This window comes from Sorangium sp. So ce693 (genome assembly GCF_051521375.1).
Lineage (GTDB): Bacteria > Myxococcota_A > Polyangia > Polyangiales > Polyangiaceae > Sorangium > Sorangium atrum.
The window spans coordinates 1082050-1094955 of the sequence record NZ_CP150347.1 but is presented as its reverse complement, the minus strand read 5'-3'; the positions used below and the strand labels follow the sequence as shown (position 1 = coordinate 1094955).

Below are 12906 nucleotides of genomic sequence, written 5' to 3'. Positions count from 1 at the left end.
TCGCGGCTCACTCTTACCTGACTGGGTCAGCCCACAAGCGACTCAGACGCTCGGTGCAACCCGGAGCACCTGAGATAATTGATCGGAGAGTGGGGCAACAGGAATAGAGTAATATTCCCGCGCACAATCAATAGGAGTAGCTGCTCCCCCCAGATGGCGAGCCCGCCGACGGCCATCATGGGGTACACAAGGCTGACCACCGGCAGAATCATTGAGAGCGCCCAAAGCCGACCTACCGGCGAGGCGACGCTTGCTTCGAGCAGCCAACCCTGATCTCCACACCTGTATTTCTTACCAAATGGCACTAACAAATCAACCGAAAACATGGAGCTCATCCGCTGAAGAGCAGAATCTCCTTTCAACAGGAAGGGTCTCAGGGACGGGATGATGTCGCCCGTATACTCGTGCCGAAACACCCTTGAACCGAACTGCTTCTGACAGCTCGTTGCGAACGTACCGTCGCCCACCATCGGCTGGCCGAACGTGTACACCCCATGGAAAGTGTGTCGAATTGCAGCACGCAAGCGTTCGTCCGGATCATTCCATAGCATCGCCGTAGCGACGGCGGCCATGCCGCCGCCGATGCCATGGCCCGTGATGTACAATTTTTCAATCGGGTTGCAACAAGGAGACTCCGCGATACCACCCTCAGGCTCGAGCGGAACGCCCAAGGCCCGTGCGAGGGCCTCGCGGAACGCTGGCCTGATGACATCAACATTACGAAAAAACACGTCGTTTACGCGCCCGATGCCCATAAACTGCACCATGCTGGCGTTCACGCTGGTGTTGAACGTCCACTCGAGAAGCGTCCTCCATTCCGCTCCTTGAAAGCAGAGAATGGCGAGTTTTCCATTATCGCTGCGAATCAAGTGCGCATTTCCGTCCACTCGGAGCGCGTCGTTGGTGATACGGAATGATTCCACGTGGAAATTGTGCTGAAACTTCCGAACAATCGCTTTCGCAAACGAATCCCGCGCGTAGGCCCATGCGGAAACCGCGGCGAGGAGATACGTGGCATCGCTGTCATGCTCCTCCGGCGAGGTCGCGTGCTCCAGCAACGTTCGAACGACGACAGCATCCAGCGTAGACGCTAAAGGGAATGCTGTGTAACATGAGCGGGTAGTCATCGAATTACCTCCCCAAACGAAAACAGGTGACACTCCCTTCACAGCATGAGTGCGAATGTACCCATGACGCGACCGCCGCTTAACGTGGATTTCGCGCCCAGGGGGGCACGAGCGAGCCGAAGGCGCCGTGCGAGCGGCGCTCGGCCAAGCGCGTGCGGTTTAAACTACAATTGGCTGACGCCCAGAGCGTCACGAAGGCGCACGCCCCCCTTACCCCCCACGATCATTTCGGCTGGTTTCATTTTCAATTGAGCCAGCGGGCGAGCTGCGAGCACGTCGGCACGTGCAGGGTCGTGCCCCGACCCGACCGGGCCAACCTTCCCGGAACGAGGATCAGCGCGCGGCGCAGCCACGGCGTTCGCCAGCTCGCCAGGTGCGGAACGTGCTCCAGCACATAGCGGCGCATCAGGTTGGCCGTCAGCAGCTTCAGCAGCAGCGCGGCATGATTGGCGTTGAAGCAGTGGCTCGGCACGCGACCGCATCCCCACCCGTGCTTGAGCTCGCCAATGAGCGGCTCGATGCCCGCGCGCAGGTCATACCGCGCCGCGACGTCTTCCGGCGCTTCGACCGGCTCGTTGGTCAAAAAGACCTGCACCGTGTAGTCGAGCCCCTCCCAAAGGTTGATCTGCTTGCCATTCTCCCGGTCGCGTGTGCGTACGGCGATGACGCGGACCCCATCGGGCCAATCGCGGCGCCGGAAGAGCACCTCGGTCACCTGCCGTCGAGGACGACCGTCGGCATCTCGGTCGATGGTCCGCCATCCGGTGGCGTACGCGATCCTGCCCACCAGATCGGGGCTCATCCGCGCCTTGGTCAGGAAAAAGCATCCCTTCGCAGCAACGGCGTGCATCAAGGCGCTGCAATCCCCAGCGCCATCGATCCGTACGTAGATGGCTGCACTCGGAGCTGCGGCGCGCGCGCGATCAATGCACTTCTCGACGAAGGGCACATCGGCTTCGCCGAAGCTCGTGTCGCCCGGTCGCAGCTTGGCCCCGACGATGGCGTCAACCTCGGCGATCCGCGCCAGGATCGGATGATAGCTCGGCCGGCCGTGGTAGCGCGGGTTCGGGCCCGGCCGCGCCCCCTCCTGCATTCCGAAGAGCGGCTCCACGGTGGTGTCGACGTCGATATGCACGAATCGGTGCTTTCGGCGAGCAACCAGGGCAAGCCCGTGATCGACGACCATGCTGTGCAGCGCCTCGAGCGCATCGTCGTCGAAGCGGCACAGGTCCCGGTAGACGGTGTCGATGCTCGGGACGACCCCGCCGGCGAGGCGTACGAAGAGCGGATCGACGGCGAGCGCCTCGATGCCGAAGACGCGCTCCTCGCCGGCGAGCGCGCCGTCCATCAGCAGGCGCATCTGCGCGGCCATCGGGTAGATAACCGAGCGACCCGACTTCAGCCGGAAGAACCTGCGGCTCAAGGCCGCGTCGACGCCAAGCTCCCGGATGAAGGCGCCGAATGGGGCAAGCCCTGCGATGCCCGTCAGATTCTTCTCCGTAGGCGCGATGTGAATCATGGCAGGGTTTGGCCGCCGGATTCGCTCCTGGTGCCGCCCGTCGCCTTTCCTCTTGAACCCGAGTTCGCGCCGGCGCACCTTGGAGGTGCTCGGCGTGTGCCTTCGTTTGGTCATAGCAACCCGGACGGGTCGCCACGCCGAGCCTTTCTTTCAAGGCGTTCCTTTTACAGCGCCGGATTTCTCACGCCCCGGATCGGATTTCTGGGCGCGAAATCCACGCTTAAGAGGCATCCTTGTGCCGTCACGAAAAGTTCGCAAGCCGATGCAGTCCGCCCGCCACCCCGCAGCGCAGCCTTGCCTCCCGGGTGGCCTCGCGGCTCAGGCACGGCGCCTCACGCTGCGCACGCGGGCCCATCGGACCAGACCATCCCTTCCGTGGGGTCGCGCGCTCGGGATTCCGGAGCTTCCAGCGGGAGTCTAAGGCGATTGATTCTCGCGTCATGGGAGCACTTCCGGGCGCCACAGATCTGAGCTCTCGACCAGCACCGGCCCTTCGCTATCATCGCCCAGTGCCGACTCAACCGCCGCGCCTCGCCCGGCTCGTCCTCGTCAGCACCGCGGGTGAGCTCCTGGGCGCGCTGCCGCCCTTTCCGGTCGCGACGCCGTGGTGGCAGGACGCGCAAGCGGTCGTCCAGGGTGCCCGCGAGCGCTTCGGCCTCCAGGTGACGGTCCTCCGGATGCTCGCCGCCGAGCTCCCGGCGCCCCACGGCGGGGCGGTCACCTACCTCGCGGAGGCGGAGATCGACGCGCCGCCGCCCGGCGTCGCGCCCTGGCGCGGGGCGCTCGACGACCACCCGCTCCGGCAGCCGTGGGCGCGGCCGGGCGGACCTGCAGACGACCTCGCGTGGGCGGACGCCGTCCTGCGGGATCGGGGCCTCGCGCGGACGGCGCCCGCCGAGCAGGTGCGGTCGTGGAACCTATCGAGCCTGTGGCGCCTCCGTGCTGGCGACCAGACGGTCTGGCTGAAGCACGTCCCTCCCTTCCTCGGGCACGAGGGGGCCGTGATCGCGCGTCTCTCGGGCGGACCCGTGCCGGCCCTCCTCGGCCACGACGGCCGGCGGCTCCTGATGCTCGAGATCCCGGGCGAGGATCTCTACGAGGCCGAGCTGCCCGTCCGGGAGAGGTTGGTCTCGCTGCTCGTCGGGCTGCAGCGCGACGCGAGCCGGAAGGTCGACGAGCTCCTTTCGCTGGGGCTGCCGGACTGGCGCGGGCCGGCCCTGAGCCGGCTCGTCGCGGACGTGGTGGGTCGGACGCCCGAGCTGTCCGCCGGCGATCGGGCGATCCTCGACAGCTTCGTCGATGGCCTGCCCGAGCGCTTCGCTCGCCTCGCCGAGGCCGGGCTTCCCGACACGCTGGTTCACGGCGACTTCCACGTGGGCAACGCCCGCGGCGACGCGACGTCGGCCGTCCTGCTGGACTGGGGCGACAGCGGCGTCGGGCATCCGCTGCTCGATCAGCCAGCGTTCCTCGACGGGGCCCCGCCCGGCGCCGTCGAGCCGCTCCGGAGCTCCTGGAGCCGCGCGTGGCGCGCCGCGATTCCGGGCTCCGACCCCGAGCGCGCCGCCGAGCTGCTCGCGCCCGTCGCCGCGGCCCGCCAGGCGACCATCTACCGCAAGTTCCTCGACGACATCGAGCTGTCGGAGCACCCCTACCACGCGAGAGATCCCATGGAGTGGCTCGCGCGGACAGCAGCGGTGGTGCGCTCTCGATCCTACTAGAACACCGATCACGTTGTTCGAGCGTGAAATGAACCGCCAAGGCGCCAAGGACGCCAAGAACAGAACTCTATCTTGGCGTCCTTGGCGCCTGGGCGGTTCAAATTCTGCTCTTTTTTGGCGGTTTTAACCCGTTTGTCGCTCTAGTCTCGACTTGGGCAAAGCTGCCCGGTGTCAGGGAGCTGTGTCCAAGTCGAGAGTACATCCGGCGCGGGACCGTGAACTTCGTGGCGTTCACGAGGCGATCGGTCGACCGCTCGGCCTGTCGCCGGCCTCGAAGGTGCGAGCAAGCTCGAGCCGATGGTCGACGCGCCGCTCGCCTGGAGTCGCCGCCGGCGCTTGCAGCCCCCGCGCCGAGCGGCTGCCCGGTCAGGTCCTGCTGTTCGACGCCGCGGGGCCCCTCCCCATCGCAAGCACGCTGCACCAGGCTCTGGGCGGGCAAGGGCCAAAGGACCGCAGTCACAGAGCTTGCCCGGAGGCGCGAATGGCTGACACGACCGACATCAACAAGGCGGGCACGGAGGAGTTTCAACGGGTGAGCCAGGTGAGCGAGGAAGGCGCGCAGATCATCGTTCAGAAGCGCGAGGAGCTCGGGGGGTTCAGCAGCTGGGAGCAAATCCAACAGGTGACCGGCATCAGCACCATGATGATAGAGAGCCTGAAGGACGCGGGCTTTTACGTGACGCACGCGAGCACGCCGACGCCGCCCCGTACAGAGTCTCGGTGATACAGCGAAAGAGCAGCCTGAGGCTGCTCTCGAGGCTGGGCGCGTCGAGACACCCTACGAGGCCTTGAGCGGCATGGGTCGGCCCGGCCGGGGAGAGAGCGCGGCGGGGCTGTTGCTCGCCGCGGCGAAGCGGCTCCGTTCGACATGGTCGCGAAGCGGCTTCGTCCATGCCGCCCCGTTCGCCCTGGTCGCTTGACGCGCGCAGGCGCAGGCGCGCAGGTTGGCATCGAGGACCTGCCGGCGGTAGGCTCGTCGAGCGCGCACACAGGATCCGTGGCAGGGTGCTTGCCTGTCCGACTCGCACGAAGCGGCGTCCTGGGGAGCCAGGCAGCTTGATGACGGGAGGGCTCATGACCGATTCCATCGTTGCCACGCCGTGTCTGGAGATAGCGGGGCCGTCAGCGGCCCCCGGATCGGATGCCGAGGCCGAACCATCCGCCGAACAAGGCACGATCCAGCGGATGTTGCGGGTGGATCGGGCGGTGCGCGAGCCCGACGCCGAGGCGACGCTCGTCCTGTCCCTGGCATCGGCGTGGATGTACTCGGATCTGGACACGCTGGAGAAGGCGATGTCGGTTTACGGCGACTGGGACCTCGCGAGGATCAGCGTGCGGAACGATGCGCTCTTCGTGGCGAGCGACGTCTGCTTCATCCAGAGCAGGTGCAGGCGCCTTCTCATCCTGTGCGTCAAGGGGACCGAGCCGGGGAACCTCTTCAACTGGCTCACGGACGCGAGCGTCGTGTCGCAGCGATATTGCTCGCTCGGGCACGTCCACGGCGGCTTCGCCCGCAACGTCGATGTGATGTGGTCGATCATCGACAAACACCTCGGCGCGGCGCTCCGCGGCGAGTACATCCGTGATGTCCTTCCGGGCACCGAGGTCTCCCCGCGCCCCAGCGCCGCGTCGACGCCTGCTGCCGGGCATGCGCCCGAGGCCCAGGGCAAGCTGGAGGCGCTCTTCATCACCGGTCACAGCCTGGGCGCAGCGATGGCGGCCCTCATCGCCGCGCGCCTGTTCACGGACAGCAAGTACGGGGAGATCCGGCAGCGGCTCCGCGGGGTCTACACGTTCGGGCAGCCGATGCTCGGCGACGCGGGCTTCGCTGCCAGGGCCGAAGAGCTCTTCGGGGACAGGCTGTTTCGATTCGTCTATGCCAACGACATCGTGCCGCGCCTGCCGCCGCTCTCGACGGGGTACTTCGTGCACTTCGGGAGGGCGTACCGCTCGAGGGGGCAGGGGTGGACGTACGAGGGCAAGATCGCGGGCCAGACGCGCACGTTCCTCGTGAGCGCGGCGGTCGGCATCTTCGCCTGGGTGAAGGAGCAGCTGCCCATCATCCGATGGGTGCCGGTGCCGTTCTCGTGGGGCGATCACTCGCCGGCCAACTACGTGGAGGCGTCGCAGGTAGGCACGGCCCAGCCGGCCATCTTCCGATTCAGGCTCGAGTAGGCGGGCACCGCGCCCCCGCCCCTCGGCGCGGCGCCGGGCCGCCGTGGGCGTCCGGCTCCGCGCGCCACGTGACGCGTCGATCTGACGGTGCGTGACCGCTCGCCCGAGGCCACCGCGCGAGGCGGCAGCGACCGGAGGGGCTGTGATGAACCAGGAGAACCTCGCTCCAAGGACGGTGTTCCAGGGCTGCTACGAGATCCTCTCGCTGCTCCGGGAGAGCAGGCTCGCCCTCGTCTACGAGGGGCGGCAGATCGCGAGCGGGCAGCCGGTCGTCCTCAAGATCATGCGCCTCCCCCGGGACGACGGCCCCGCGGATCTGGCGCGCCGTCGCAGCGCGCGATTTCTGCGGGAGATGCGCTGCTGCGCGCGGCTTCACCATCCCGGCATCGTCCGGCCCATCGACGCGGGGCAGGCCGACGCGGGTCAGCTCTATGCGGTCTTCGAGCGCGTGCCCGGGCAGAGCCTGGCCGAGCTGCTGTCGGCCCAAGGCCCGCTCGAGCCGCCGGAGGCGCGGCACCTGATGAGGCAGGTCCTCGACGCGCTGGGCTACGCGCACCGGCAGGGCGTCGTCCACGGGGACCTCAGGCCGGCCCACGTGATGGTCGCGCCCTCGGAGGCGCAGCGGAGCGCCCTGGTGCTCGGCTTCGGCTTCAGCGCGGTCGCCGCCGTCGCGCGAGCGGACCAGGAGGAAGCGCCCGTGTCCGGCCGCGAGCTCGTGGGCTCGCAGGCTTACCTGGCGCCCGAGCAGCGCCGGGGGTTCCCGCCGACGGCGCGCTCGGACCTGTACGCCTGGGGTCGCATGTTTCTCGAGTGCCTCACGGGCAGGCGTGCAGGCGGCGGCGGGCCGCCGGAAGGAGTGTCTCTCCAGCGAGATGGCCGTGAGCCCGTGAGGATGCCTCGAGCGCTCCTCGATCACCCGCTCGGCACCCTCTTGCGACGGGCGACGGTCAAGGAGATCGCGGCGCGGGACGTCACGGCCGACGGCCTGCTGCGCGAGGTCGACGCCTGCGATGTGGGCGGGCTCCGCCGGGAAGACCTGATGAAGCCGGACGAGCTGGCGATCGGAGCAGCGAGAAGGACAGAGGAGCGAGCGGGCAGCGCCGCGCTTCCACCGGGACTGGCAGCGGCGTGGATGCCGGAGGAGCGAACAGGCAACGCTGAGCCCTGCCAGGAGGAGGCGCCTGCGCCACCGTCCGCTGGGCCCGCAAGGGGCGTCATCCCTCTGGAGGCCGGCGACCGCATCAAGCATTACGAGATCATCCGCAAGCTGGACCAGGGCGGCATGAGCGTCGTGTACTTGGCCCGCGACACGAAGCTCGGACGACTTGTCGCGCTCAAGCTCCTGCTCAGATACAGCGGGCACAGGATCGAGCGCTTCCTGGCCGAGGCGCGGGCCACGGCGCGCTGCAGGCACGACAACATCGTGGTCATCCACGAGGTCGACGAGATCATTGGATGTCCCTACCTCGTGCTCGAGTACATCAAGGGTCCCACGCTGCGCGAGTGGATGGCCCAGCGCGAGCACCCCGGCGCGTCCGGGTCGCCCGGCGCCCACACGCCGCCCGGCCCGAAGGCGCCAAACGTCGTGATCGAGCTCATGACGCCGGTGATTCGCGCGCTTGTGTGCGCGCACGAGCACGGGATCGTGCACCGCGATCTCAAGCCGGAGAACATCCTCCTGGATGACGCCGGATGCATCAAGGTGGTCGATTTCGGCATCGCCAAGCAGATCGAGGCCAAGGTGGTCTCGACGATGACGAGCGCCCGGGCGGCGCTCGCCGGAGGCGCTGGCCAGCGCCGGAGAAGCGCGGCTGTCGGCACGCCACGGTACATGTCCCCCGAGCAACTGCTGGGCGGGGACGTCGATCATCGCGCTGACCTGTGGGCCGTTGGCATCATGCTGTACGAGCTGCTCACGGGGAAGCACCCGCTGGAGCCGTTCTCGCGCGCGCGGTTCTCGGACATTGCGAGCCTCGATGTTCCGATGCCCCGCCTCAGCGAGAAGCGCCCGGATGTGGGTGCGCTTGGCGCCCTGGTCGACCGTTGCCTGAAGAAGAGCAAGGCCGAGCGCGTCGGCTCGGCCCTGGAGCTCCTTGCCGAGCTCGAGGCGCTCTTGCCCGGTCGACAGGCGCTCGACCTCGGCGAGGAGGAGAGCCCATTTGCCGGCCTGTCCGCCTTCCAGGAGGCGGACGCGGCGCGCTTCTTCGGCCGCGATCGCGAGATCGCCGCCACGACGGCGCGGCTGCGCAACCAGCCGCTCCTGGCTGTCGCCGGGCCCTCCGGGGCGGGCAAGTCGTCGTTCGTGCGCGCGGGGGTGATCCCGGCCTTGAAGGGATCCGAGGAGCGCTGGGAAGCGTTCGTTCTGCGCCCGGGGCGCCGTCCCCTGTCCTCGCTCATCGATGTGCTCGTGCAGGTCGCCGGGGCGGAGTCCACGAGCAGCGCAGCGACGGGTCCGCCCGAGCTCCCCGATCACGAAGAGCTGCTCGCCACCCTGCGCTCCCAGCCGGGCTATCTCGGTGTTCGGCTGCGCGCGCGCTGTCGCCGCGCGGGACCCGGGCACCGAATCCTGGTCTTCGTCGATCAGTTTGAAGAGCTCTACACGCTCGGCGCCGCGCCCGAGGAGCGGGCGGCGTTCGTCGCTTGCCTGGAAGCTGCGGCCGACGACGCGTCGTCGCCCCTGCGCGTCCTGCTCGCCATCCGCTCGGATTTCCTCGATCGGATGGCCGAGGATCAGCATTTCATGAACGACGTGACCGGCGGGCTCTGGTTCCTTCCGCCGATGGGGCGAGGCGGCCTGCGCGAAGCCTTGACGAGGCCGATCGAGGCGGCCGCTCATCGCTTCGAGACGGCGGAGATGGTCGAGCACATGCTGAGCACGCTCGAGAGCACGCGGAGCCCCTTGCCGCTCTTGCAGTTCACGGCCGCTCAGCTCTGGGAGGCGCGGGATCGCGCGCGCCGGGTCTTGACGCGGGACAGCTATGACCAGCTCGGCGGCGTCGCCGGCGCCCTGTCCGCCCACGCGAACGCGGTGCTCTCGGCGCTCCCATCTCGCGAGCAGCGCCTGGCCCGGGCGGTGCTCTTGCGCCTGGTCACGCCCGAGCGCACGCGCGCGGTGGTGAGCCTGGGCGAGCTCCGCGAGCTGGCCCAGGACGGCGAAGGTGATGCCGGCGACGCGGTCGTGCAGGTGGTCCAGCGCCTGGCCGGCGCGCGGCTCCTGCTCATCGAAACTGGCGAGGAGACCGGCGGTGCGTGCGATCGCGCGACGGTGGAGCTGGTCCACGAGTCCTTGATCGAGAGGTGGCCGAAGCTCGGGCAGTGGCTCGCCGAGAGCGAGCAAGATGCGCAGTTCCTGGCGCGGCTGCGCTCCGCCGCTCAGCAGTGGGAGGCGAGCGGTCAGGCCGAGGGGCTGCTCTGGCGCGATCGCACGGCGGAAGACGCCAGGGCGTGGCACGAGCGCCGCCGCGCTGCCCGCGGAGCGGGTGGGCGCGTCGGGCTCAGCAGGCGCGAGGAGCGCTTTCTGCTCGCCGTCGTGGACCTGTCCGAGCGGGCGCGGCGCCAGCGCCTGCGCCAGCAGTTCCTGATGGGCGTGCTCGTCACGCTCGGCGCGGTCGCGCTCGTCGTGTCGCGCCTGGCGATAGACGCCAGCCAGGAAGCCCGGCGTGCCGATCAGGAAGCGGCCAGTGCGCGGGCCGGAGCCCGAGAGGCGCGCAACGCGACCCGCATGGCCACAGCCCGCGAGAGGCAAGCCGATCCCACGACCGTGATCGCGATACTGCGCGAAGTCGAGCCGCCCAATGTGCCGCGAGGGTGGTCTGTTCTCGCGCACTGGGCACTGCACAGCGGGATCGCTCGCGCGGTGCTCAGCCATCCCGACTGGGTCATGCACGCGCGCTACAGCCCCGGCGGCGAGCGCATCGTCACGGCCTGCGCCGATGGGGCCGCACGTGTGTGGAACGCCGATGGCACGGGCGAGCCCATCGTCCTTCGTGGTCACGGCGATCGGGTCGCTTCGGCCACGTTCAGCCCCGACGGCAAGCGCGTCGTCACCGCGTCGCACGACAGGACCGCGCGTGTGTGGAACGCCGATGGCACGGGCGAGCCCATCGTCCTTCGTGGTCACGGCGATCGGGTCGCTTCGGCCACGTTCAGCCCCGACGGCAAGCGCATCGTCACCGCGTCGCACGACAGGACCGTGCGCGTGTGGAACGCCGATGGCACTGGCACGCCCGTGGTCCTCCGGGGTCACGACGAGGTGATCTATTCGGCCGCGTTCAGCCCCGACGGCAAGCGCGTCGTCACCGCGTCGCACGACAGGACCGCGCGTGTGTGGAACGCCGATGGCACGGGCGCACCCGTGGTCCTCCGGGGTCACGACGACCGGCTCACTTCTGCGGCGTTCAGCCCCGATGGCAAGCGCGTCGTCACCGCATCCTGGGACCAGACGGCGTGGGTACAAAATGCCGACGGCACCGGCGCGCCCCTGGTCCTCCGGGGTCACGACGAGGTGATCTATTCGGCCGCGTTCAGCCCCGATGGCAAGCGCATCGTCACCGCGTCCTGGGACAAGACCGCGCGCGTGTGGAACGCTGACGGCACCGGCGCGCCCATCATCCTTCGGGGCCATGAGGAGGGTATCGCTTCCGCGGCGTTCGGCCCCGACGGTAAGCGCATCATCACCGCGTCCTGGGACAAGACCGCGCGCGTGTGGAACGCTGACGGCACAGGCGCGCCCATCATCCTTCGGGACCACGGGAAGGGGGTGCTGGGGGCAGCGTTCAGCCCTGACGGCAGGCGCATCGTCACCGCGTCCTGGGACAGGACCGCGCGCGTGTGGAATGCCGACGGCACAGGCACGCCCGTGGTCCTGCGCGGTCACAAGAGCGAGGTCTTCTCGGCGGCGTTCAGCCCCGACGGCAAGCGCATCGTCACCGCGTCCTGGGACAAGACCGCACGCGTGTGGAGCGCCGACGGCACTGGCACGCCCGTGGTCCTGCGCGGCCACAAGAGCGAGGTCTACTCGGCGGCGTTCAGCCCCGACGGCAAGCGCATCGTCACCGCGTCCTGGGACAAGACCGCGCGCGTGTGGAACGCCTATGGCACCGGCACGCCCGTGGTCCTCCGGGGTCACGACGATCGGGTCACTTCGGCCGCGTTCAGCCCCGACGGCAAGCGCATCGTCACCACGTCCTGGGACAAGACCGCACGCGTGTGGAACGCTGACGGCACCGGCGCGCCCATCATCCTTCGGGGCCATGAGGGCCGGGTCCGTTCGGCGGCGTTCAGTCCCGACGGCAAGCGCATCGTCACCGCGTCCTATGACAAGACCGCGCGGGTATGGAATGCCGATGGCACGGGCGAGCCCCTGGTCCTGCGCGGCCACGAGCACTGGGCCATAGGGGCAGCGTTCAGCCCCGACGGGAAACACATCGTCACAGGGTCCCAGGACAAGACCGTGCGGGTCTGGAACGCCGACGGTTCGGGCGAGCCACAGGTCCTGAGCGTCTCCGACTCTCCGGTCAACGCTGTGGCCTTCAGTCCGGATGGCAAGCGCATCGTCACCGCGTCCGACGACAAGCTCGTGCGGGTGTGGACCGACCTCGATCCGCTCCGCGGTGCCGACGACCCGAAGCAGTGGACCGCGACCACCTACTGCATGCCCGTCGAGCGGAGGATAGAGCTCCTTAGCATGCCCGAATCCATGGCCCGAGCCGACCGGGAAGCCTGCCTGCGCCGCGTCGAGGAGGCCCGCGCGGCGGCCCGGGAGCAGCGGTGAGCTGTTTCCGCCCTTCGGTGGCCATCCATTCCGGTCTCGGCTCCGCCGCCCCCCTCGCCATGCCACGCTGCCACGTCGCGACCTCGTCGCGCCCCCTCCGAGGCCGCCCGTTGCGGTTTCGACCTGACCCGCCCCCCTCGCGAGGCCGCTCCGCCACATCGCGACCTCCCCGCCTCCCCCTCCGAGGCCGCCCGTTTCGGTTTCAGACCGATCCGACCCCCCTCGCGAGGCCGCTCCGCCACGTCGCGACCACCCCGCCTCGCCCTCCGAGGCCTCCCGTTTCGGTCCCGACCGACCCGCCCCCCTCGCGAGGCCGCCCCACCCCATCGCGACCTCCCCGTTCCGCCTCCCCTCTCGCGCCGCCCTACGCCCTCACGGCGGAAACCCCAGCGACTCCCCTTCCTCCCCATCGTCTCCGTCAGAGCCCAGCACGTCCGGGGGGCCGGGCAGGGCACGCCGAGCGTGCCTGGTCCTGCGGCGGCTGAGGCCACAAGGCCAGGCCGGAGCGCCCGCTGCGCTGCGCCGCGCGCGTGCTGTCCCAGGCACCCTCTGCTCCAGAGCGCCCTCTGCATTCGCTCCCTTCGCCAGCTGGCT

At 69.0% G+C, this 12906-nt stretch carries 6 protein-coding genes; 4 read left to right on the top strand and 2 right to left on the bottom strand.

Annotated elements, in window-relative coordinates:
- Positions 1–26: 26 nt before the first annotated feature.
- Both WMF14_RS04115 and WMF14_RS04110 read right to left on the bottom strand, forming a co-directional pair.
- Complete coding sequence (locus WMF14_RS04115; RefSeq protein ID WP_437798875.1) at positions 27–1058, bottom strand: lipase family protein; 1032 nt, start codon at positions 1056–1058, stop codon at positions 27–29.
- Between the two features lie 313 nt (positions 1059–1371).
- Positions 1372–2760 carry an IS1380 family transposase gene (locus WMF14_RS04110; protein WP_437789980.1) on the bottom strand — a complete coding sequence of 463 codons (1389 nt, stop codon included), beginning with the start codon at positions 2758–2760 and terminating at the stop codon, positions 1372–1374.
- A 395-nt stretch (positions 2761–3155) separates the two neighbouring features.
- Here WMF14_RS04110 and WMF14_RS04105 point away from each other — a divergent pair, with 395 nt between their 5' ends.
- The 4 genes from WMF14_RS04105 (at position 3156) to WMF14_RS04090 (ending at position 12312) form a co-directional block, all read left to right on the top strand.
- The gene (locus WMF14_RS04105; protein ID WP_437798873.1) at positions 3156–4364 is read left to right on the top strand and encodes an aminoglycoside phosphotransferase family protein; all 1209 of its coding nucleotides are present in this window, start codon (positions 3156–3158) and stop codon (positions 4362–4364) included.
- Between the two features lie 481 nt (positions 4365–4845).
- Positions 4846–5088 carry a ComEA family DNA-binding protein gene (locus tag WMF14_RS04100; protein WP_437798872.1) on the top strand — a complete coding sequence of 81 codons (243 nt, stop codon included), beginning with the start codon at positions 4846–4848 and terminating at the stop codon, positions 5086–5088.
- 461 nt (positions 5089–5549) lie between these two features.
- Positions 5550–6539, top strand: a complete 990-nt coding sequence (locus WMF14_RS04095) for a lipase family protein (RefSeq protein ID WP_437798871.1) — start codon at positions 5550–5552, stop codon at positions 6537–6539.
- A gap of 145 nt (positions 6540–6684) precedes the next feature.
- Complete coding sequence (locus WMF14_RS04090) at positions 6685–12312, top strand: nSTAND1 domain-containing NTPase (protein ID WP_437798870.1); 5628 nt, start codon at positions 6685–6687, stop codon at positions 12310–12312.
- The last annotated feature ends 594 nt before the right edge of the window (positions 12313–12906 follow it).

What these genes read in the sequence shown, in the direction of transcription:
- WMF14_RS04110 (WP_437789980.1), bottom strand. Translation starts at nt 2,760, where the DNA reads ATGACCAAACGAAGGCACACGCCGAGCACCTCCAAGGTGCGCCGGCGC.
- WMF14_RS04100 (WP_437798872.1), top strand. Translation starts at nt 4,846, where the DNA reads ATGGCTGACACGACCGACATCAACAAGGCGGGCACGGAGGAGTTTCAA.
- WMF14_RS04095 (WP_437798871.1), top strand. Translation starts at nt 5,550, where the DNA reads ATGTTGCGGGTGGATCGGGCGGTGCGCGAGCCCGACGCCGAGGCGACG.
- WMF14_RS04090 (WP_437798870.1), top strand. Translation starts at nt 6,685, where the DNA reads ATGAACCAGGAGAACCTCGCTCCAAGGACGGTGTTCCAGGGCTGCTAC.